Source organism: Streptomyces sp. NPDC088197, assembly GCF_044741185.1.
Taxonomy (GTDB): Bacteria; Actinomycetota; Actinomycetes; order Streptomycetales; family Streptomycetaceae; genus Actinacidiphila.
On sequence record NZ_JBIUSD010000004.1, the window covers coordinates 154,022 to 175,560 of the forward strand.

Sequence of the window (21,539 nt, forward strand, 5' to 3'; positions counted from 1 at the left end):
CGTCAGAAGTCGATTTCCACGTAGTCGATGTCGGTGAACTCGACCAGCAGCCCGTCCGCGCGGCGGCCGCTGTCCTTGAAGTAGACCTCCTGGAGGCCCTCGGCGGCGATGGCCTGGAGCTGCTGTTCGGTGGCGCCGGAGGACTGGGCTTCGAAGAGCCGGGCGGCGTAGGCGGGCGGGAGGTGCTGGGTGATCCGGCGCATGCGGCCGTCGTCGGTGGAGCCGGGGGCGGCGGTGAAGCCGAAGCGGGCGCGGGTCTCGATGACGAGGCCGTCGGAGGTGGCGGCGCGGCGCTGGGCGCGCTGTTTGACACGGGGCTGCCAGTCCTGCCGGACGGCGGCGGCGAGGCGGTCGGCGAGTTCGCGCCGCGGCCGCTTGAGCGTGCCCTTCAGGTAGCGCTCGACGGTGCGCTGGGTGACGCCGAGGCGCTGGGCGACGGCGCGGGTGGAGCCCTTGGCGTATTTGACCAGGAAGCGCATCTGGGCCTGCGCGGACTTGGGGATGGGCCGGGTCTGGGTGTTGGCCGTCGCCTTGTCGAGGCTGTCGCCGATGATGCCCACGCTGTGGTCCTACTCTCCGTCGACGGCGGCGTCGGTGCCCTTGATGTGGCGGGCCGGGTTGTGGCCCTGGTCGAGGAGTTCGACCGCCCACATCAGGTCTTGGGTGCCTTCGTGCTTGACCATGCCGGGACTGACGCCGAGCCGGAATCCGCCGGGCAGCGGCTTGCCCTCCGGCGCGCGCGGCAGGAAGTCCAGCGGCGAGGGGCCGTCCGAGGCGTAGACGGCGCAGTCGGACAGCACGGCGAGCGGGTAGAGCCCGACGGCGGCGAACTTCCGCATTTTGCGGTGCATATTGACCCGCGCGGAGGAGATCACGGCCGCGCGGATGTCGGGCCGCCAGGTGGGGCGGTCCAGCGCGGACCACCGCTCCCCCGGCCGGTAGCCCGCGCCCTGCGGGCGCTCGCGGAGCTTGCCGATGCCGCCCTTGACGGTCGCCTTGACGGCGGACAGCACGGCGGCCAGGCCCGGATCGGTGTCCTTGTGGACGGCCATCGCGGCCAGGAAGTCCGCCTCGTCCATCCCCGCGGTGACGCCGAGCTGCCCCATCGTGGCGAGGTAGGCGTCCCGCAGCCGGGTGTACCAGGCGTCCAGATACGCGCCGGTCTCCGGCCGTACGTACGCCTCGACGGGCTTGACGTCGTGGCCGAGTTCGACGGCGTAGGCGACGGTCGGGGTGGCGTACCAGGCGGGTCCCTCGGGGCGGGTGCCCTGGGGGGTGAAGGGGCTCGGCAGCCGGGGGTCGAGTTCGATGCCGGAGAGGTCGACGAGCCAGCAGCCGGGCAGCGCCTTGTCGAAGCCGGGGGCGGTGCGGTGGACGGGGGCGCCGAGGCCGACGGTGAGGCGGTTCGCGGCGGCGGCGAAGGCCATGTTGACGTCGATGCCGACCGCGTACGGCCGGGCGCACTCGTCGTCACCGAGGAGCTGCGGGTCGCGGATCCAGTCGTACGCCTCCTCGTCCAGCACCTGGTCCGGTGTGCGCCGGTGGCCGCGCGGATGGAGCCGGGCCGCCACGGGGTGCTCGTCGGGGGCCTCGGGCGGCGCGGGGTCGACGGCGGCGCCGAGCGCGCCGGCCACCTGCCCCGACACCCACGCGCCGCTCGCCTCGTCCCGTACGGCCCTGGTCGGCGGGCGCAGGCTCGTCATCAGTTCGAGGCCGCAGACGGCGGTCGAGCCGCGCGGGGTGATCACGCGGGTGGCGTACGTGCCGAGGACGCGGGCCACTTCGGCGGGCGGCGCCTGGTCCACGTTCCCCCACGACCGGCTGTCCAGCGCGCCCCAGGGCAGGATCGCGAGCTGTACGCACTGGCGCTGTCCGGCCTGCGCGGGCCGGTAGACGCGTGCCCAGGGGCCGAAGCCGCGCCGGGTGAGCTGCCAGCCCGCGCGGGCGACGCGGCGTACGGCCTCGTGGTCCTCGGGCAGCCGCAGCCCGCGCCGGTCGGCCAGTTCCGCGGGGAGGCCGAAGCGGGTGGTGGCGGACTCGGTGAGGACGACCAGCGGGTCGGCGTCCTTGCCCGAGCGGTGCAGCCGGGCCGCGCCGAGGCGTGCCTCGGTGAGGGCCCACTGCACGAGCGACGGAATGTCGTCCGCCGGGCATTCCAGGACGAGGCCGCCGACGCAGTACGCGCTGCCGTCGCCGTCCACGACGGCCAGCGGTCCGTTGGCGAACCGCGGATCGGCACCGGGCTCGGGGGCACGGACGGAGGCGGGGGCCTGGGGGCGGCGGGCGGGGGCGGGGCGGCGCGGCGGCGGGGCGGGCTGGCGCGCGGGGGCGGCTGCTGGTTCGGGTGCGGGGTCAACGGGGGCCGGGAGCCGGGGAGTTGGCGGCGCCACCACGGCGACCGGCGGGGGCTCCGGTACGGGCACAGGTACGGGCACAGGTTGCGGGGCCGGCTCAGGAGCCGTGGCGACCGGCGGCGCCGGATGCAGCGCCGCGAGACCGTCCAGCAGCCGTACGTACGCCGCCCGCTTCGGCGACCTCGGCTCGGCGCGGCCGGACTCCCACGCGGTGACTGTCTCGCGCCGCACCTTGAGCGTCTTCGCGATCTGGTCCTGGCTGATCCCGGCCGCCTCACGCAGCCGCTTGCGCTCGGCGGGTTCCGGCAGCGAGTCCTGCGCGGCCACCTGTTCGAGCAGCGCGTCGACCGAAGCGAACAGCTCGCCCTGCTCATTCGACAACCGGACCACCTCCGGCCGTCACCCTAGCCAAACACACACCCGAACACACGCCGGACACACACTGTCCGGCGATCATGCCGGCGCGGCAACGGGCTACGGCTGCCGCGTCACCCCGCTCACCGTGAGCCGTACCGGCAGCGCGCCGCTGCCGATCAGGGCGGCCAGGTCCTCCGCGCGCTGCCGGTCGAAGTCGCCGAAGATCTGCGCCGCGCCGTCGGTGATGGCCTGCTGGACGGCCGGTGCGGACAGCAGGTCGTCGTCGAGCAGGATCGCGAACTGATTGGCGGGCGGCGTCTCCTGGGCCAGCGCCGCGGTGACCGTGCCGAATGTCTTCGCGCCCCGCTCGGTGAAGTTCAGATTCACCATCCACTGGCCGGAGTTCGGCTCGTACGCGGACTTGGCGCTCTTGACGTCCTCGCCGTCGAGCGCGACCGGGCCGAGCAGGTACTTCTGGCCGGTCTTGGCGTCGCAGGCCGGGGTCGGCTCCTCGGGCCTGGACAGCGGGGGCGTGCCGGTGACCGGGCAGGTGAGGGCGTCGAAGCGCTGCCGAATCTCGGCGGACCCCTCCGCGTGATCGCCCTTGACCGCCCGGAAGGCCAGCTCGGCGGTCGCCGCCAACTGCCGCAGCCGGTCGCCGCTGTCGCCGGGCGCGTCGGCGGTGATGACGTTGCCGCGCTGTTCGATACGGGTGCCGGTCAGTCCGAAGGCGGCGGCGCGTTCCTTGAGCCGACGCACCGTCTCCTGGAGTTGGTCCGCGCTCATCGCCGAGGCGGCGGTGTACGTGGCGACGGTGCGGCCCGAGGCGGTCGACTCCGACGGCTTCACACCGCTGTCGGGGTCGACCGCGTCGGGATCGACGGCGCCGGGGCCGGAAGGGCCGGAACGGGCGGCGCCGGGCGAGCCGGGGGACGGCGAGCCCGACGAGCAGGCGGCGAGAGCCGGGCCGAGCGTGATCAGGACGACGGTGAGGGCGACCGTGGAAACCGTACGGTGAGGACGCATCCGCCCAGTCTGACGTGTGATCAGCCGCTACGACAGTACGGGCGCGCTCGGTGCCGGCCCCGTCGACGGCCGCCGTACCCACAGCAGGAGGACGACGGAGACGACGGCGGCGAAGGCGCACCAGGTGGAGACGAATTCGGTCCGCCACACCGCCGCGCAGACCGCGGCCCCCACCCCGGTGAGGACGCCGAGCAGCCGCAGCATCCGGTCCGCGCTGAGCAGCAGGGAGCCGACGGTGGCCACCAGATATCCGGCGATGACCAGCGGTACGGCGGGCACGTCCACCGCGTAGCCGACGGTGTGGCCGCGGATGTCGGCGACGGGCGCCCGGTCGATCAGGCAGGCGACGAGCACGACGGCGGTGGCGAGTCCGGCCAGCACCGGTACGGCCAGCCGCAGCCGCCCGCCCGGCGGCGCGGCGGTCAGCACGGCGAGCGGCACATAGGCGGCCAGCAGCGGCAGCGCGATGATCGCCCACGCGAGGGTGGCGGGCCCGGTGCCGCCGCCGCGGTGCCAGACCGCGGCCTCGATGAGCTGATGGGCGCCGAGCACCAGCGGCAGCGCCGCCAGCGGCAGGTCCCGGGCCCGGCGTACGCGCGCGACGCAGGTCACGCCCAGGGCGCAGATCACCGAGCCCGCCGCCAGATCGGCCGTGGCGCTCCAGCACATGAGGTCCCCTCGCGTCGTGCGGTCCGATGATCCGTTGTACGTCCCCGTCACGCTACGACGCCTGCCCTCTTCCGGCCGCGGGACCCCGCCGCGCGGCCGGGGAAAATCACCTCCGGCGGGAATCGCGGGTGAGACGACGAAAAACGGCCCCACGCGCCGAAGCGCGTGGGGCCGTTGACGGTGCTCGGTGCTCAGTGCTCGGTGCTCAGTGCTCAGTGCTCAAAGCGTCGGGCGCTCAGGTACTCCTACGGGACCGCCCGCGCTCAACTCGCGAGCAGATCCCGGGTCCCGGCGGTCCAGGCGCGCGGGCCGGTGAAGCCGTGCGCGCGCCAGCGGGCGGCGCCCCGGCGGCGGGCGGCCGTCGCGTGGTCGGCGTCGGCCGCCGCGCGAACGGTGGCGGCGCGGGCGAGCAGCACGGCGGTGACCGCGGCGATCTCCTCGGGTGTCGCGGTGCCGCGCTCGACACGTACCAGCGTCGTCGGCGCCGGAGCCGCCTCGGGTGCGGCGAGCGGCACCACGGCGGGCGCGGCGTTGATCGTCTCCAGCGCGGGCGGTCCCGGCTGCGCCGGGATGGTCAGCGTGCCGACCCGCACCAGGTGCGGTGCGGCGGGGGTGGGAGCGGTGATGGCGGCGGGCATGGGCGGTGTCCCCTTCGGTCTCGGAACTGCCGGACGGAATGCACGAGTTGCGGGCGGCTGCGCTGACGCACCGTCAAGGGCTGTGCGGAGTACGGCGGGCTACTGCGGCGGGTTGCCGTGCTTGCGGCGCGGCAGGTCCGCGTCCTTCGTCCGCAGCATGGACAGCGACCGGATCAGCACCGACCGCGTGTCGCGCGGGTCGATGACGTCGTCCACCAGGCCGCGTTCGGCCGCGTAGTAGGGGTGCACGAGTTCCCTGCGGTACTCCTCGATCTTCTGGATCCGCATCGCCTCGGGGTCCTCGGCGGCGGCGATCTCGCGGCGGAAGACGACGTTGGCCGCGCCCTCCGCGCCCATGACGGCGATCTCGTTGCTGGGCCAGGCCAGCGCGATGTCGGCGCCGATCGACTGCGAGTCCATGACGATGTACGCGCCGCCGTACGCCTTGCGCAGCACCACCGAGATCCGCGGCACCGACGCGTTGCAGTAGGCGTACAGCAGTTTGGCGCCGCGCCGGATGATGCCGTCGTGTTCCTGGTCGACGCCGGGCAGGAAGCCGGGGACGTCGACCAGGGTGACGATCGGGATGTTGAAGGCGTCGCAGAACTGCACGAAGCGCGCGGCCTTCTCCGACGCCTTGATGTCCAGCACCCCGGCCATCGCCGACGGCTGGTTGGCGACGATGCCGACGGTCTGCCCGTCGAGCCGGGCCAGCGCGCAGACGATGTTGGGCGCCCAGGCGGCGTGCACCTCCATCGAGTCGCCGTCGTCGACCAGTTCCTCGATGACGTCCCTGATGTCGTAGCTGCGGTTGCCGTCGGTCGGCACGATCTCCAGCAGCGCGTCGCCCGGCCGGTCCACCGGGTCCTGTCCGGGGCTGGCCGGGGGCAGTTCGCGGTTGTTGGACGGCAGCAGCGACAGCAGGTAGCGGACCTCGGCGAGGCAGGTGTGCACGTCGTCGTAGGCGAAGTGGGCGACGCCGGAGACGCTGGCGTGCACGTCGGCGCCGCCGAGCGCGTCCTGGGTCACCTCCTCGCCGGTGACGGCCTGCACGACGTCGGGCCCGGTGATGAACATCTGCGAGATGCCGCGGACGGCGAAGATGAAGTCGGTCAGGGCCGGGGAGTACGCGGCGCCCCCGGCGCACGGGCCGAGCATCACGCTGATCTGCGGGATCACGCCCGACGCCTTGGTGTTGCGCTGGAAGATGCCGCCGTAACCGGCGAGCGCGGAGACGCCTTCCTGGATACGGGCGCCCGCGCCGTCGTTGAGCGAGACCAGCGGGGCGCCGGCTGCGATGGCCATGTCCATGATCTTGTGGATCTTCTCGGCGTGCGCTTCGCCGAGCGCGCCGCCGAACATCCGGAAGTCGTGGGCGTAGACGAAGACCGTCCGGCCCTCGACGGTGCCCCAGCCGGTGACCACGCCGTCGGTGTGCGGGCGCTTGCCCTCCAGGCCGAAGCCGCTGGCCCGGTGCCGCCGCAGCGCCTCGACCTCGGTGAAGCTGCCCTTGTCCAGGAGCAGGTCGATCCGCTCCCTCGCGGTCAGCTTGCCCTTGGCGTGCTGGCGTTCTGTGGCCGTGGGGTCGGGGCCCTGCCGGGCCAGCTCCTTGAGGTCGCTCAGTTCCTGCAACCGGTCGGGGACCTCGGCGGGAGACTCCGCGTTGGGCATGGCGCTCCACCCTCCCTTGCTCGGGTTCATGTCGATCACTCCTGTGGCCGCCGGACGGCGGCCTGCGGCACGCGGTGCACCCGCGTGCGGGAATCGGCGATCAGCTCCGTGGCGTCCTCGGCGTGGAGGCAGTCGGCGGTCAGTGTGCGGACGACGGTGCGGTAGTGGTGCGGGGTGCGGACGGCCGCCGCGGTGGCGTGGCCCGGCGGTCCCGGCACGTCGGTGACGGACCATCCGGACGGGCGGTGCGGGCCGCCGCGCCGGCCCGCCGCCGTCCCGAGGTAGTCGGCGGCCAGGTCGCGGCGCAGACCGGTGCCGAGGCCCTTGAGATACGCCTCCTTACGGGTCCACAGCCGGGCGAAGGCCGCGGGCCTCCTGCGGCCGGGCACAGCGGCCAACTCCGCCTGTTCCGCGGGGTGGAGGTCGGGCAGGCACAGCCGTACGGCGTTGGCCGGCGGCACCCGCTGCACGTCCACGCCGACGGTGGCGCCCGCGAGGGCGACGACCGCGACCTGGTGGCTGTGGGACAGCGAGAAGTGCGGCCAGTCGGGTACGGGACCGCGCGGGCGGTCGAGCAGCACCGGGCGGCCGTGCGGGCCGCCGCAGCAGGGGCAGCGGTCCCGGCCGAGCCGCAGCGCCCGCGGCGGGAGGCCGGTGTAGGCCGACAGCAGGCGGCGCAGGGCGACGTGGGCGGAGAGGTAGCGCACCCGGTCGCCCGTACGCAGCAGGCCCGCGGCGCGCTCGCGTTCGTCGTCGTCCAGTTCCCCGACCGGCAGCGGCGCCGGGTCGGTGTGCGTCCAGGGCCGGGGCAGCACCCAGATGTGCAGGTCGCCCGGCGCGACGGTCAGAGCCGGTGCGGTGGCGGCCCCCGTACGGTCCACCGCGCCGCTCACCGCGCGGTGCGCGCCGCTGCGGTGAGCCGCGGCCTCTCCGCCGGGGTGTCGAAGACGGCCGCGGCGACGGCGCCGACCGGGGCCGTCTGCGGGACGCTCTGCGGTACGGGGGTCACCAGCCCGGCCAGCAGCGCCGCCACCTCGGTGACCGAGTCGTCCCGCAGCAGGTCCGCGGCGGGGACGTCGACGCCCAGCGCCGAGACGAGCCTGCGGCGCAGCGCCAGCGCGGTGATCGAGTCGACGCCCTGGCTGCGCAGCGACCGGTCGGTGCTGATCCGGTGGGCCGGGGGCACATGAAGATACGGCTCCAACTGACGGCAGATGTAACGCTCGATGATCCTGGTCCGCACGTCGATGCCCGCGGCACGCAGGACGTGCGGGTCGGGAAGCCCCCTCAGGTGCAGGGGGACCGTCTGTTCCATCACGGCATACCGCCTTCCATCGGTAGTGCACGGACCGGCGCCGCCGTTGCGCTGTGGCGCGGCGGTTCACCGGCAGGTTCGAGAACGTGCCGCGCGGACGGCTCCGCGGGGCACGGGTCGCTCCGCGCGGTGGCGGAGCGTCGGCCCGCGGCGGTCGTCCGGGACCGGGCCCGCGGCCCTCGTGGGGACGGGCGCGGTACGGACGGGGCGCGTACGGGCGGGGGTGCGGGGGCCTCGGGGCACCGTCCGCGCGCCGACGTCACGCGCCGGTCGTCGGGACGGCCGGGGTCTCGGGCGACCGGCTGCCGGTCTCCCGCGCGCGCCGGGCCTCCCGATCACCGTCGCCCTCGCGCTCCGCCCGGTCGCCGTCGTCCGCCCGGTCGCCGCCGTCCCCTCGGCCCCCGCCGTCCCCTCGGCCCGGACGGGGCCGGTCAAGCAGCATGGCGACTGCCGCCGCGGCCAGCGAGACGATGCCACCCGCGTAGAGTCCTGATCTGGCGCCCCAGTGCTCGGTGAGCCAGCCGACCGCCAGCGCGCCCAGCGGGGTGGTCCCCTGGAGGATGAGCGCGTAGATGGCCAGCACCCGCCCGCTGAACGCGGGGTCGGCGCCGAGCTGGATGCGGTGGTTGGCCGCCTGGGCGAAGTAGAGCGTGGTGAAGCCGGTGACCGCGAGCAGCAGCAGCTCGCTCAGGTAGTTCGGCGCCCAGCCCGCCGCGGTCTCGGCCGCGCCGAAGGCCAGCGCGGAGCCGGTCACCAGCCGTCCGCTCGGCCGGGTCGTACGCGAGGTGGTGACCAGCGCCGCCAGCAGCGATCCGGCCGCCAGCGCCGTGGTGAGCAGTCCGAAGGAGGCCGCGGAGGTGTGGAAGACCGTCTTGGCCACCAGCGGCAGCGTGAGCTGGAAGTTGAACCCGGCCAGGCCGATGACGGCAACCAGGGCGAGCGGCAGCAGCAGGTCGGGGCGGCTCGCGGTGTAGCGCAGGCCGTCGATCACGCGGGCGCGGGCTGCGCCCGGCGGCCCGCGGTGCAGTTCGGCGGGCCGCATCATCCGCAGCGCGACGACCGTGGCCAGATAGCTGACGGCGTTGAGTAGGACGACGGGTCCGGTGCCGAGCCAGCCGACGAGCAGGCCGCCGAAGGCGGGCCCCGCCACCCGTGCGATGTTGAAGTACGCCGCGCTCAACGCCGAGGCGTTGGGCAGCAGTTCGGGGCCGACCATCTCGCGCACGAACGACATGCGGGTGGGGATCTCCACGGCGCTCGCGGTGCCGAGGCCGAGGGCGAACAGATACAGATGCCACAGCCGCAGCGTGCCGGTGAGCATCAGGGGCGCGAGCAGGGCGGCGAGCACACCGCAGACCAGGTTGGCGGCGACGAGCAGCGCGCGCTTGTCGTGGCGGTCGGCGAGCCGCCCGCCGTACAGCGCGAGGAGCAGGACCGGGGTGAACTGAAGGGCCGTCACCAGGCCGAGCGCGGTGGGTGAGTTGTCGGTGAGCGAGAGGACCGCCCAGTCCTGCGCGACCACCATCATCCAGGTGCCGGCCGCCGAGACGACCTGGCCGAGCGCGAAGAGCCGGAAGTTGCGCACGGCCAGCGACCGGAAGGGCCCGCCCGCGGACCGCCGTGCCCCGCCCTTCGGTTGGCGGAGGGCGCCGGCCCTCGAACGGTCGGCGCCCTCCGGTCGGAGGCTGGAACTCACGCGCCCGTCTCGGGCGCGCCGAACCACCGCTGGAGCGCCTCGGCCAGGCCGTCCTCACCGCCCGTCGAGACCCAGGCGACATGTCCGTCGGGCCGGAGCAGGACCGCGGTGGCCCCCGCCAACTCCCGTGCGGACAGCCCCTCGGGCTCGGCGACCGTGCCGCTGACGGTCAGGACGCGGCTCTTCCAGGGCGCGGCGACCGCGCGCACGGCCGCCGCGTCGGCGAGGTCGACGAGCACGCCCTGCGCGGTGTGCAGCAGTTCCGTGGTGTCGGTGCCGCCGCCGTCGGTGTCGACCTTCAGCGGGGTCAGCCGGCGTCCGGTCAGCGGGTGGTCGTCGTCCTTCGCGCCGAAGTCGTAGCGGATGTCGAGACCGCTGACGGTGCCCGCGAGGTGCCGCTTGACCTCGTCGTACTCGATCAGCTCGGCGAACATCTCGCGGATCGGGTCCATTTCGGGACCGCCGACGTAGACCATGCCCTGGGTGGCGGTGTTCATCATCAGCCGCTCACCGACCCGGTGCCGCTCGGCGTGGTAGGTGTCGAGCAGACCCTCGGGCGCCCAGCCGGTGACGACCGCGGCCAGCTTCCAGCCGAGGTTGGCCGCGTCCTGCACGCCGGTGCTCAGGCCCTGGCCGCCCGCGGGCAGGTGGATGTGGGCGGCGTCGCCCGCCAACAGCACGCGCCCGCGCCGGTATTCGGTGACCAGCCGGTTGGCGTCGGTGAACGAGCCGACCCAGTCGGCGGTACCGGCGCTGATGTCCTCGCCCGTGATCCGCTGCCAGGCCCCTGCCACTTCGGCGAAGCTCGGCTCCTCGGTGCGGTCCGGCGGCGGGGTGCCGTTCTCGACCACGATGACCCGGTCGACGTTCTCGCCCAGCGGCGCGGCCATGATCATGCCGCCGGGCAGCCGCTCGCCGAGGAATCGCGGGCGCAGCCCGCAGCCGACCACGTCGGCGAGGTACATGCCGCGGGTCGGGTCGGTGCCGGGGAAGTCGAAGCCGACGGCCTTGCGGACCGCGCTCTTTCCGCCGTCGCAGCCGACCAGGTACGAGGCGCGCAGGTGGCGTACGCCGTCCGCGGTCCCCGCGGTGAGGGTCACCGCCCCTTCCCCGTCGGCGACTTCGAGGAATTCCCAGCCGCGGCGGATGTCGGCGCCCAGGCCCACGGCCCACGCCTCCAGCACGGACTCGGTGAGCGACTGCGGGATGCCGCGGGCGCCGAAGTGCGCGCCCTCCAGCACCGTGTAGTCGAAGACCAGGCCGCCGAAGTGGCCGACCGGGGAGATCTCCAGGGTGCCGTCGGGGCCGCCGAAGGCGGGCAGCAGCCCGCGCTGGTCGAACACCTCCATGGCGCGGGCGGTGAAGCCCAGGCCGCGCGACTGCCCGGTGGGTTCGTCCAGGCGTTCCACGACGATCACCCGGGCGCCGCCCAGCAGCAGTTCACCGGCGAGCATCAGCCCGGTGGGCCCCGCCCCCACGATGATCACATCGGTGTCCAGGGCAGCGGCTCCGCCCGCGTCCGTGCTGTCCCTCTCGTGCACCTTCTCGTCCACCTTCTCGTCCACGTCTGACTCCTGTCTGAAAGGAAGTTGCCTCCGGCGAACGGGGCCACGGGCAGGGACGCGCCGCCGGACGGCCCGTCAGGAGGCGTCCGGCGGCGCTGTCGCGGGTGCGGTGCGTCTGCGATGCGTACGGCGGGGGGCCCTGCGTACGGCGGCGCTCGACGACCTGGGTACGGCGGGGGCTCAGCGCGCGAAGAGCTGCGCGATGTGCGCGGGCGCGTCCGTACCGGCCCATTCGACGGCGCTCTGGATCACCGCCGGCGTGGCCTCGAAGCACCTGTTGTCGGGCGAGCCCAACTCGAAGGGGGCGGGGAGGAATTCGGACGTCCGCAGCCGCTCGAAGAGCTGGGCCGCGCCGGCCTTGGCCTCCAGCGTGCCCGCCTCGACCTGCTGGCAGATGGAGCGGGTGAAGCCGAGCAGCTCCGATATGTCCTGGCCGACCGGGGCCGGGAGTCCGGGCACATCGCGCTTCTCCAGGTCGCGGAAGACCTGCTCGTCGCGCTCGGGGTCGGCCATGAAGGTGCGGTACGCCCGGTCGATGGTGACCGTCGGCAGGATGCTGGTCGACTCCCACACCCGGATGACCGCGTTCCACAGGTCGTAGTCGCGGAAGCCGACGAAGGAGCAGTAGACGAGGTCGTCGTGGATGTCGAACAGGCCCTGCTGGAGGCTGTCGACATACGCGAAGCGCTCGACGGACCAGTCGCCGTCCTTGGACGCCTCGATCAGCCGCCAGGCGAGGGCGTTGACGACCTCGAGGGTGTTGGTCAGGCCGCGCGAGTACAGCGCGTCGATGAATCCGGCGGCGTGCGCGGTCAGACAGTAGCGCTCGCCGACGGTCTGCGTCGCGGAGTACTGGAGCCGGCCGGTGGCCACCCACGGGCGTACGGCGGTGGCGCCGGTGAACTGCTCGGCGATCTCGGGGTACCGCTCCAGGAACTGGTCGAACTGCTCCTGCGCGGAGACGCCGGGCTCGGCGGGGAATTTGCGCTCGTCCAGTTGCAGGCCCACGCTGCACAGCGGGTTGAGGGCGCCGTCGTGGTTGTCGAACGGGATCACCCAGAGCCAGCCGCCGTCGAAGACGTGGTGCAGGGTGCCGTTGTGCCAGGGGCTGGGCTGCTTGTGCGAGCGGGCCGCCTTCGCGTCGTCGAAGGGTGTGACGCCGACCATGTGCGTGAACAGCGAGCGCGAGTGCGCCCTGGCGCGGGTCGGGGTCTCGCGCAACCCGAACTTCTCCGCGACCGGCGACCGGAAGCCGCTGCCGTCGATGAGGTAACTGGCGTGGAATTCCTCGCCCTTGTCGGACCTGAGCAGCACCCCGTGCTCGGGGAACACCTCGATGTCGGCGATCTTCGTGGCGACCTTGGGCACCGCGCCGTACTTCACGGCGAGGTTGAACAGATAGGCGTCCACGTCCTGCCGGAACAGGTGCGTCTCGGTGCGCTGCCACTCGGGCACCACGAGCTGGTTGATCTGCTCGGGGTCCTGCGGCTGCCCTTCGACGTGGTAGACGAAGCCGAAGTTCTGCTTGCGCCCGCACGACGGGGCGATCTTCTCCTGGATGCCCTTGAAGCTGGCCAGCGGCTCGATCTCGGGCACCTGGTAGCGCTCGGCGATGATCCGGGTCATCGACGAGGTGTACGGGATGGTGGACTCCCCCACCGCGAAGCGCGGGTGCACGCCCGCGTCGATGAGCAGGACCTTCACCCCGTTGCGGGCCAGCACCGAGCCCAGCAGACCGCCGGCCATTCCCGCGCCGAGGATCGCCACATCGAACTTCTCATTGGACTGGGCCTGTTGGGCGGTTGTGTTCATGCTGCTTCGTCCCTCCCGGGTAGGAATGTGTCGGGGCACGCGAAAACGTCCCCGGCTCCCGGTGCGGGAGAGGGGACGTCACGGGGTCGGTGCGGTGCTGCTGCTCGCCGCGCTGTCGCGGGGCGGTGCGGTCAGTCCAGGGTGCGCAGCACGACGGCGGAGTTGAAGCCGCCGTGGCCGCGGGCCACCACCAGCGTGGTGCGCAGTTCCGCGGTGCGCGGCGACAGGACCAGATTGAGGTCGTAGCCGGGGGACGGCAGATCGTCCGCGGTCGGCGGGATCAGGCCCTCCTCCATGGCGAGCAGGGCTGCCGCCAGGTCCAGCGGCGCGGCCGTGCCCGGGTAGCGGCGCCCGGTCATGGTGCGGGGCGCGGTGACGGGTACGGCGTGCACGCCGAACACCGCGGTGACGGCGGCCGATTCGGCCGCGTCGAGGCCGGGGACGAACACCGCGTCCACCTCTCCGGGGACGGCTCCCGCGTCGCACAGGGCCAGTTCCACCGCGCGCCGCAGGCCCGGTTCGCGTCCGCCGCTCGGGTCGGGGTCGAAGGTCGCGCCATATCCGGCGACCTCGCCGTAGATCTTGGCGCCGCGGGCCAGGGCCGCGTGCGCGGTCTCCAGTACCAGCAGCGCTCCGCCGCCGGGCCGGGCGGCGGGCGGCGGGGTGTGCGCGCTCCAGGTGGCGGGGCAGACCGGCGCGTCCACACCGCCGGAGACGATGAGCCGTCCGCCCTGCCGGATCTGCCGCCGGGCGTGCGCCACGGCGTCCAGGCCCTTCATGCCGTCCCTGATCGAGATCTGGCCGCTGCTGACGGCGTAGAACCAGGCGAAGGAGCGGTACGCGCCGCTCTGCCGCCCGGCCTGGCCGCGCGGTCCGCCGGTGCCGGCCCGGAAGCGGGCGCCGAAGCCGGGCCCGCGGCCCTCGCCGTACCGCCCGCCGGGAGCCGCGGCGGCGGCAGCCGCGGCGGTGACGGCCGTCACCGCGTCGGGGCCGAAGTCGGGCAGGTCCTGCGGGCGGATGCCCGCGTCGGCCAGCGCCCAGTCCGCTGCGGCCAGCGCGAGCCGGGCCATCCGGTCGGCCTGCGGCGCGGGCCTGCCCCACAGTTGGTCGCCCGGAGCGGGGTCGAGGAGGGCGGCGGTCTGCCATGCGGGTTCGCCCGCCGTACGGGCCTCGCCGTGCCGTCCGGCGCCGCGCCCGCTCCCGCACGCCTGCGCCCAGTAGTCGCGGGCGCCCAGTCCCGCGGGCGAGACGATGCCCAGACCTGTCACCACCACAGCGCCGGTCACGGCACCCTCCGCAGCAGCTCGGCCGCGCCGGGCACCCGCCCGGTGCGGCGGGCGGGCGGGGCCGGTCGGGCCCGCTCCACGATCGCCGTGCTGTCCATGGCCACGCCTTTCCGCAGTGCCCGAGCATGGACACCGCGCCCGAGCATGGACACCGCGCCCGGTGGCGCGGTGCCCGCCGATTCCGGCCGTTCAGGCGCCCGGTCGTCGGTGCCCGGGTCCGGTCAGACCTTGAACAGCTCCTTCTTCGCGTAACCGCGCTGCCAGATCAGCTTGTTGACGACGCGCAGCGGCGGCGGGAAGGACCCGAGGAACCGCTTCTGGTCGTCCGGCGTCGCGTCGTCGATGACCCAGGGGATGTAGACGCTGACGCCGCTGATGCCGAGGTTCTTGGCGTTGGCGAGCCCGAAGGTCCGCCATTCGGCGGGCGACAGCACGTCCTGGATCAGCGGCAGCGCGGCCTCCTCCTCGTGCGTGAAGTGGCCGTCCATCACCTGGTAAAGGTCCTCGATCAGCGCGGCCAGGTCGCCCCCGCCGCCCTTGATCGCGGTGTCCACCGCCTCGATGCGGGGGCCCAGCTCGGCGTGCTCCTCTTCCATTTCCTTCATCAGCCGCTGATCGTCGGGACGGTCGGCGATCTTGGCCTCCACCTGCGGCCACAGCGCCCGGTCCTCGACCGAGTGGTGGTTGTGGAGCTGGTGATTGAAGTTGTCCCACCCCGCGCGCACCTGCGGCGCCGTCGCCTGACCGGCGGCCACCGCGGTCGCCAGCCGGCGCAGGTCGCGTCGGAACGCCTTGTGCGTCGCATACATGACGGTGAAATCGATGTCCACGTTCGGGTCTTTCGACTCGGCCACGACGGCCCACCACTTTCTTCGTACGAATGTCGTTATCGGCCCCCCGGGGATCGGAGTGACCGCTCGGAGCCTCGACGGTCCGGAGGCTCCCCTCCGGGCCCGGCGTCCGGGCCACCGCCAGACCGTGTCCGGCCCCGCGGATAAAGAGCTTCGGGCCACGGTCGATGTGACATCGTGGCACCGTGTGATCATTCCAGCACTCATGGAGATCGGTGGGGCGCGCCGGAATATCGCAGGTGAAAGAGACGCGCGTCACATTTCACGGCGCGAGTGTCACGCTTTCGGGTCCGCGGTACCTCATAGGTGAAACGCATCACGGGAGGCTCACATCGTGTCCGACACTCCGGCTCAGCTCCCCTCGGCTGCTGGTGACCGCGCGACCGAGGTGTTCGTCGGCCATCGGGAACTCCTGTTCTCGGTGGTCTACAACCTGCTCGGCAGTGTCTCCGACACCGAGGACGTCCTCCAGGAGACCTGGCTGGCCTGGGCCCGCCGGGTCCGCCAGCCGGACGCCGAGGAGATCGACAACCCGCGCGCTTACCTGGTGCGGATCGCGGTCAACCAGGCGCTCGCCCGGCAGGCCACGATCAGCCGCCGCCGCGAGACGTACATCGGCCCCTGGCTGCCCGAGCCGCTGCTGACCCGTACGCCCGACGCCCTCGACAGCCCGCAGGGCGCGCAGGCCGTGGACGCCGCGGAGTCCGCGCTGCGCACCGAGTCGGTGTCCATGGCGCTGCTCGTGGTGCTGGAGACGCTGACGCCGCTGGAGCGGGCGGTCTTCGTCCTGCACGAGGTGTTCGGCTACGCGCACACGGAGATCGCCGAGATCCTGGGACGCAGCCCGTCCGCGATCCGGCAGCTCGCGCACCGGGCCCGCGAGCACGTCCAGGCCAGGCGGCCCCGCTACCAGGCCGATCCGCACCTCCAGCAGCAGGTCACCGAGCGGTTCGTGGCCGCCGCGCTCGGCGGTGACATCGCCGAGCTGATGAGCCTGCTCGCGCCGGACGTGACGATGTGGACCGACGGCGGCGGCAAGGTCCGCTCCGCGCTCCGGCCGGTCAACGGCCGGGACAAGGTCGCCCGCTTCCTCAACGGCTACGCCACCAGCCGGCTGCCCGAGTCGCTGGACATCCGCTACCAGCAGGTCAACGGCGACCCGTCGGCCGTCGTCTTCTCCGGCGACTCGCCGTACGCGGTCATGGTCATGGACCTCAACCCGAGCAACGACCAGATCACCGACATCTACCTGGTCACCAACCCCGACAAGCTCTCCCGGGTCCGGCTCGACGAGAGCGGTGAGCCGACGGGCGCGCCGCGGCTCGCGCCGGACACGGTGCCCGAGCCGGAGCTGGACCCCGAGCAGGAGGACGCGCACCCCCGGGAGGCCGGACGGCGCGCGGACACCCCCTAGGCCCGGGAGCCGCCGGGTGAATCCCCCGGACCGGCCGCCCCCCGTCACCCGACGGCGCGCAGGGCGCCGGTCACCCGGCGGCTCCCGACCCCCGTCGCGAGGACGGTGCGCGACGGTACGGACTACTGCGGCGCGCTGACCGGCGGGCCGCCGTGCGGTCCGCCCTGCGGCCGGGCGGCGGTGATGCCGTGCCGCTCGCCGACCGCCTTGATCGTGTCCCAGTCGGGCCGCTCGGGGCGGGTCAGCACCTCGCTCAGCTCCTCGAAGAACAGCTCGATGCCGCCGGGCGTCATCGTGCAGAGCATGAGTCCCGTGGTCTCGCCCACGTTGAAGAAGGAGTGCCACACGCCGCGCGGGCCGTGCACCATCGTCCCGGCGGGCGCCTTGTGGATCTCCTCGCCGACCTTGACCTCGAATTCGCCCTCGAGGACGTAGAAGGACTCGTCGGTGTCATGGTGCACATGCCACACCGAGCCCTCCCCCGCGGGCATCCGGACCTCGTAGAACGAGGAACGGCCGCTGGTGTCCGAGCCGCGCAGCAGGAAGCGGGTCTCCTCGCCTCCGCCGTATGTGATCGGTACGACGTCCTCCAGTCGGACGACCTTGCCGGAATCCACGCCCATCACACCCTCCACCGGTCGAATTCGGGAACTCGCAGAAACGTCAGGAACACGAACAGCGCGGATCACCTCGGATCCACGCGGAAGACCGCGGGGCGCCGCGAAATACCGCCGTGCGACGCGCCGCCGTGCCAAGCAGACAGGGAACGGGCGGGGCGGTCAGCCGTCGATGATGGGGTGCACGCCGCGCAGTTCCTCCTCCAGCGCGCCGAGCCAGCCGCGGAAGAAGACCAGCGGCTCCTGGTGCTGCCGGGGCACGCCCAACTCGACCACGCGGCCGAGGAAGATCGTGTGGTCGCCGCCGTCGAACTCCTCGACCAGGTGGCAGGACAGGAACGCCAGCGCCTCGCTGAGCACCGGAACGCCCGTCACCGACGGGTGGTTGGCCACGTCGTGGATCTCCGCGGTGCCCTTGCCCGCGAAGGCGCGGGCCACGCCCTCCTGCTGCCCCTGGAGGAAGTTGACGACGAATTTCCCCGACTCCCGCACGACGGACCGCAGTCGGGACTCGTTGTGCAGGCAGAAAAGCACCAGCGGCGGGTCGAGGGAGACCGAGGTGAACGAGTTCACCGTGGTGCCCTCGGCGTTGCCGTCCTCGCCGCTGGTGATCACCGTCACGCCGGTCACGAACATCCCGCACACCGTCCGCAGTGACCGGCCGTCCACCGGGTGCGCCTGGTGCAGTGACATCAATCTGCTCAACGGGGCCGGTTCGCCCACCCGTTCCTCCGGCGGCGCCACCGTATTTCCGGCGACGGTCCCGGCCGCCACCGCGTTCGACGACATCGCACCTGCCATCGTCCACACCTCCCACACCACAGAGCCCGACAACACGATTCAGGGGCCGCACCCGGACGTCAGGGGACGGTCGTCATGGTCGTTCGGAGAGAACCAAAGAGAATCAGGGAGAATCCGCGAGAATCGTGAAGATTCGTAGAGATTCCGAGAGAAAGGACCGCGCCGGGGGCTTTCGCCGACACCGCACCGGATCCTGACTACCAGGTTCTTCGGTCCGCCGGTCCGTCACAAGATCCCCGGCTTCAGGTCTCGGTCAGGAACCACAGATGCACCGCCCGACCTTCCGGAAAGGGCCAGGCGCGTGTCAGAGGAGTGTCAGATCCGGCGGTCGGCGGGCGAGAGCCGGCCGAGGGCGGCCCGCCGACCGACGTCCGGCCGGAGGCGGTTGGCCGTCAGACCGCGCGGCCGAGCGCGGTGAGCATCTGCCGTCCGCCGGGGCCGAGCGGGAAGCAGTTGGTCCTGGCGAGCCCGGCGCGCAGCGCGAGGCTCCCGCCGAAGGACGCGAGGTCGGCGTCGGGCGCGGTCACGACCAGCGCCACCCCGAACCGGCCGCCGACGGCGACGACACGCTCGGCGAGCCGGGTGGCCTCCAGGTCGTCGGCGAAGACGAGTCGGCAGTCCTCGACGGCGAGCACGATGCCCTGCCAGGTGTCGGTGGGATCGGGGACCGGGCCGTGGTGGCGGGCGCGGTCGGCGATCACCGCCACCGCGTCGCGCAACAGGTCCACGGTCTGCTCGCGGGTGGCGGCGGTACGGGCGGCGGCCTCGGCGATCGGCGCCGGGGTGTCGTGCCGCCCGCCGGGGTCGGCCAGCCACAGCGTGAACTCCTCGCGGCGCGCGGCCTCGTAGAGCACCATCAGCAGGAAGCTGCTCTTGCCGCTGCCGGGCGCGCCGCAGATCAGGCCGCTCTCCATGCCGGAGCCGGGGGTGTTGAGCTGCCAGTAGGCGGGCTCGCCGGTCGCGCCGACGCCGACGCGGTGCCGTCCGGTGGTCTCGTCGTAGGTCGGGCCGGGATAGCGCGGGCCGCGCTGCTGGGGCGCGGTGTCGCGGGCGCCCCTGTTCTCGGCCTCGCTGAGCGCGGACTCCAGGACGCGGCGGGCGCGGTCGGCGACCTCGGGGTCCACGGCTCCGGTCGCCACGGCGGTGTCGTGCTCGGCGACGGCGAGCAGGCGGCGCCTGGCCCGGTCGTCGCCCGCGGCTCCCGCGTCGACCACCAGCCGGGCGGCGCGCTCGCACAGATCGGCGGCCCTGGCATAGGCGCGGGCGTCCTCCGGCCGTTCGAGCCGCGCGTCGACCGCGGTGCGGTAGCAGGTCCTCGCGGTCGTCTGGAGGCGGCCGAGGTCGGCTCCGAGGGCGATCAGGACGAGCTGGGCGTGGACGATCTGCACGGCTTCCGCGTGCGAGAGCATCCTGGGCCCGGTCTCCGTCCCGACCGTCTCCCCCGAGCCGCCGTCGGCCTCGCGTAACAGGCAGTCGGTGCCGTGCGTCCACGCGTGGACGACGTCTTCCACGGCCTGCGACCGGTCCTCTGCGAACGACACGGCAATTCCCCTTCGCGTCACTGGTGTTGCGCCTGTGCCCTACGGTACGGGGCGGTAGCGTCACCCAACAGCGCGCCAGGGGGTTCAGTAACCGGTCAATGCCGTGCCGCCGTCCACGGTGCCGATGGCGATGTGCGGCTGCGCCGCGGGCCGCAGCCACGCGAGGATCCGGCTCATCGCGTCGGCGGGTACCGAGACGCAACCGGCCGTCGCGCCACTGCCGTTGACGTGCAGGAAGATGCCGGCGCCGCGGCCCTTGACCGGCTTGGCGTAGTTGAAGTCGATCAGGACGGCGTGCGCGTACTGCCCGGGATAGTCGGCCAGGCGCTCGGACTCGGTGCCCCGGCAGTCCTTCGGCAGCGGGTCGACCCAGCGGTTGTAGGAGGTCGACTGGGTGTCCTCGCACCACCAGGCGGTCGGGGTGACCGCGCGGTACGGCAGGGCGGTGCCCGCGGGCGCGGCGGCGTTGCCGAAGGCGAGCGGCAGGCCGTAGAGGCCGGTGGGCGTGGTGCTGGTGTTCTGGGTGCGGGTCGCGCCGTCGGCCAGGCCGTGGGCGCCGAAGCGGGCGGGCGCGGTCCCGACAACCTTCCAGCCGCCGCTCTGTTTCTCCCACCAGGTGAGGGTGCCGCTGGTGGAGCCGAGGGTGGGGGCGCTCGCGGTGATGAGCTGGGTGCCGCCGCCGGTGTCCTTCATGATCTGCGGGAGGTTCGCCACGGGCCGGGGCTGCGCCGTACCCGAGCCGGGAGCGGGACCGGCGCCGGTGCCGCCGACCGCGAGCGTGGTGGCGAGGGCTGCGGCGGTGACCAGGGTGGTCGGGGTCAGTGGGCGCACGGGGTCTCCTCGGTGCGGTGGTGGCGGATGAGCGCCAGCCGGGTGTGTGCGGGGTGTGGATGGGCAGCAGCTAAGCATGACCGTTGTGGTAATCGGCCGTATGGAGAGCATTGTCAGCTCCGCGACCACGGTCCTTCGCGAGGAGGGTTTCGACGCGCGTGGCGTCACCGGCGCGCGCGACGCCGTCTCTCTGATCGGTGCGGGCGGTGTGACGGCGCTGGTGATCGGCGGCGGTGTGGGCCCGCTGGCCGCGCGTCGGCTGCGGAAGGCCGCCGCCGCGCACTCGGTGACGGTGATTCGTGGTGGCCTGCGCGGCCAGGACGTGCGCGGTTACGTACGGCAGCAGATCGTGCCCCAACTGCGGGCCGCCGGTTCCTGACGGCCCGCGGCGTCCCGCGGCGCCCCGCGAACGCCCCGCGACCGTCAGCCGGTCGCCGTGGGAGCTCCGGCCGGGTCAGCCTCAGGGGCGTCCGGCGTCAGGTCGATCACCCAGTCGTGGCACGTGATCGGGTTGCCCTTGGGGTACTCGAAGTCGGCCTCGCCCAGCAACGTGAATCCGGCCTTGCGGCAGACGGCGTTCGACGCCGGGTGGCTGACCTTGGGGAAGGCGTGCAGGTGGCGGTGGGCACCGGCGGCTCTGGCCGCCTCGGTCACCGCGCGGGCGGCGTCCGCCGCCAGGCCCCGGCCCTGGAACTCCGGGAGGATCGCCCAGCCGGTCTCGTAGACCTTCCCGCCCCGCCACGTCTGTTCCCAGAAGCCGATGGAACCGGCGACCTCGCCGTCCGGGACGAGCACCACGCGGTACATCCTGCCGCCGGTCTTCTCGATGTCCTGGTAGCGCTGGTGCCGGGAGAGCAGTTGCTCCTCGGTCTCCGGTCCGCCGAGGTGCTCGGTCATCTCGGGTGTGTTCGTCCTGCGGAGCAGCCACAGGTCGTCCGCCGACCAGGGCTCGATGCGAATTCGCGGCTCATGTGCGTCGTCCATGTCCGCACCGTACGACGAGGGTCTGACAGTCGACCCCCGAGGCAGGCCGGTGCGGGCCGGACACAGGCGGGAACGAGCCCGGAGCGGGTCCGGAGCGGGTCCGGACATGGA

Annotated in this window: 20 protein-coding genes; 2 read left to right on the forward strand and 18 right to left on the reverse strand. The window is 73.2% G+C overall.

The window, feature by feature from the left end; translation table 11 throughout:
* Positions 1 to 2 precede the first annotated feature (2 nt).
* The 13 genes from tpg to ACIOC1_RS12810 all read right to left on the reverse strand — a co-directional run bounded on the left by tpg (position 3) and on the right by ACIOC1_RS12810 (position 15,243).
* Positions 3 to 560, reverse strand: coding sequence for a telomere-protecting terminal protein Tpg (gene tpg, locus ACIOC1_RS12750; RefSeq protein ID WP_355341067.1), 558 nt, complete (start codon positions 558 to 560; stop codon positions 3 to 5).
* A gap of 9 nt (positions 561 to 569) precedes the next feature.
* Positions 570 to 2,735, reverse strand: a complete 2,166-nt coding sequence (gene tap / locus ACIOC1_RS12755; RefSeq protein ID WP_401853824.1) for a telomere-associated protein Tap — start codon at positions 2,733 to 2,735, stop codon at positions 570 to 572.
* A 93-nt stretch (positions 2,736 to 2,828) separates the two neighbouring features.
* Positions 2,829 to 3,737 (reverse strand): preprotein translocase subunit SecD, encoded by a 909-nt coding sequence (secD, locus tag ACIOC1_RS12760; protein ID WP_401853827.1) that lies wholly within the window; start codon positions 3,735 to 3,737, stop codon positions 2,829 to 2,831.
* 27 nt (positions 3,738 to 3,764) lie between these two features.
* Positions 3,765 to 4,406 carry a DUF6629 family protein gene (locus tag ACIOC1_RS12765; protein WP_401853829.1) on the reverse strand — a complete coding sequence of 214 codons (642 nt, stop codon included), beginning with the start codon at positions 4,404 to 4,406 and terminating at the stop codon, positions 3,765 to 3,767.
* Between the two features lie 263 nt (positions 4,407 to 4,669).
* Positions 4,670 to 5,044 carry an acyl-CoA carboxylase epsilon subunit gene (locus ACIOC1_RS12770; RefSeq protein WP_391045086.1) on the reverse strand — a complete coding sequence of 125 codons (375 nt, stop codon included), beginning with the start codon at positions 5,042 to 5,044 and terminating at the stop codon, positions 4,670 to 4,672.
* Positions 5,045 to 5,143: 99 nt separating this feature from the next.
* The gene (locus ACIOC1_RS12775) at positions 5,144 to 6,715 is read right to left on the reverse strand and encodes an acyl-CoA carboxylase subunit beta (RefSeq protein WP_355341348.1); all 1,572 of its coding nucleotides are present in this window, start codon (positions 6,713 to 6,715) and stop codon (positions 5,144 to 5,146) included.
* Between the two features lie 35 nt (positions 6,716 to 6,750).
* Positions 6,751 to 7,596 (reverse strand): 4'-phosphopantetheinyl transferase superfamily protein, encoded by an 846-nt coding sequence (locus tag ACIOC1_RS12780; protein WP_391161958.1) that lies wholly within the window; start codon positions 7,594 to 7,596, stop codon positions 6,751 to 6,753.
* 8 nt (positions 7,597 to 7,604) lie between these two features.
* Complete coding sequence (locus tag ACIOC1_RS12785) at positions 7,605 to 8,030, reverse strand: phosphopantetheine-binding protein (protein WP_391161959.1); 426 nt, start codon at positions 8,028 to 8,030, stop codon at positions 7,605 to 7,607.
* A 259-nt stretch (positions 8,031 to 8,289) separates the two neighbouring features.
* Positions 8,290 to 9,615, reverse strand: a complete 1,326-nt coding sequence (locus tag ACIOC1_RS12790; protein WP_401853834.1) for an MFS transporter — start codon at positions 9,613 to 9,615, stop codon at positions 8,290 to 8,292.
* A gap of 107 nt (positions 9,616 to 9,722) precedes the next feature.
* Positions 9,723 to 11,225 carry an FAD-dependent monooxygenase gene (locus ACIOC1_RS12795; protein ID WP_401854275.1) on the reverse strand — a complete coding sequence of 501 codons (1,503 nt, stop codon included), beginning with the start codon at positions 11,223 to 11,225 and terminating at the stop codon, positions 9,723 to 9,725.
* 246 nt (positions 11,226 to 11,471) lie between these two features.
* Positions 11,472 to 13,103 carry a tryptophan 7-halogenase gene (locus tag ACIOC1_RS12800; RefSeq protein WP_391045094.1) on the reverse strand — a complete coding sequence of 544 codons (1,632 nt, stop codon included), beginning with the start codon at positions 13,101 to 13,103 and terminating at the stop codon, positions 11,472 to 11,474.
* Positions 13,104 to 13,234: 131 nt separating this feature from the next.
* Complete coding sequence (locus ACIOC1_RS12805) at positions 13,235 to 14,389, reverse strand: beta-ketoacyl synthase N-terminal-like domain-containing protein (RefSeq protein WP_401853837.1); 1,155 nt, start codon at positions 14,387 to 14,389, stop codon at positions 13,235 to 13,237.
* A 221-nt stretch (positions 14,390 to 14,610) separates the two neighbouring features.
* Positions 14,611 to 15,243 (reverse strand): hemerythrin domain-containing protein, encoded by a 633-nt coding sequence (locus tag ACIOC1_RS12810; RefSeq protein ID WP_355341092.1) that lies wholly within the window; start codon positions 15,241 to 15,243, stop codon positions 14,611 to 14,613.
* A 331-nt stretch (positions 15,244 to 15,574) separates the two neighbouring features.
* Here ACIOC1_RS12810 and sigJ point away from each other — a divergent pair, with 331 nt between their 5' ends.
* Positions 15,575 to 16,654: an RNA polymerase sigma factor SigJ gene (sigJ, locus tag ACIOC1_RS12815; protein WP_401853839.1), complete on the forward strand. Its 1,080-nt coding sequence runs from the start codon at positions 15,575 to 15,577 to the stop codon at positions 16,652 to 16,654.
* A 122-nt stretch (positions 16,655 to 16,776) separates the two neighbouring features.
* Here the strand turns inward: sigJ and ACIOC1_RS12820 are convergent, their stop codons facing one another.
* The 4 genes from ACIOC1_RS12820 to ACIOC1_RS12835 all read right to left on the reverse strand — a co-directional run bounded on the left by ACIOC1_RS12820 (position 16,777) and on the right by ACIOC1_RS12835 (position 20,420).
* On the reverse strand, positions 16,777 to 17,277 hold the full coding sequence (locus ACIOC1_RS12820) for a cupin domain-containing protein (protein ID WP_355341098.1): 501 nt from the start codon (positions 17,275 to 17,277) through the stop codon (positions 16,777 to 16,779).
* A gap of 156 nt (positions 17,278 to 17,433) precedes the next feature.
* On the reverse strand, positions 17,434 to 18,072 hold the full coding sequence (locus ACIOC1_RS12825; RefSeq protein WP_355341101.1) for a flavin reductase family protein: 639 nt from the start codon (positions 18,070 to 18,072) through the stop codon (positions 17,434 to 17,436).
* Between the two features lie 392 nt (positions 18,073 to 18,464).
* Complete coding sequence (locus tag ACIOC1_RS12830; protein ID WP_401853842.1) at positions 18,465 to 19,613, reverse strand: hypothetical protein; 1,149 nt, start codon at positions 19,611 to 19,613, stop codon at positions 18,465 to 18,467.
* Positions 19,614 to 19,697: 84 nt separating this feature from the next.
* Positions 19,698 to 20,420, reverse strand: coding sequence for a L,D-transpeptidase (locus ACIOC1_RS12835; protein WP_401311299.1), 723 nt, complete (start codon positions 20,418 to 20,420; stop codon positions 19,698 to 19,700).
* Between the two features lie 100 nt (positions 20,421 to 20,520).
* Here ACIOC1_RS12835 and ACIOC1_RS12840 point away from each other — a divergent pair, with 100 nt between their 5' ends.
* Positions 20,521 to 20,823, forward strand: coding sequence for a hypothetical protein (locus ACIOC1_RS12840; protein ID WP_355341107.1), 303 nt, complete (start codon positions 20,521 to 20,523; stop codon positions 20,821 to 20,823).
* A gap of 44 nt (positions 20,824 to 20,867) precedes the next feature.
* Here the strand turns inward: ACIOC1_RS12840 and ACIOC1_RS12845 are convergent, their stop codons facing one another.
* Positions 20,868 to 21,428 (reverse strand): GNAT family N-acetyltransferase, encoded by a 561-nt coding sequence (locus ACIOC1_RS12845; protein ID WP_401853844.1) that lies wholly within the window; start codon positions 21,426 to 21,428, stop codon positions 20,868 to 20,870.
* Between the last annotated feature and the right edge of the window lie 111 nt (positions 21,429 to 21,539).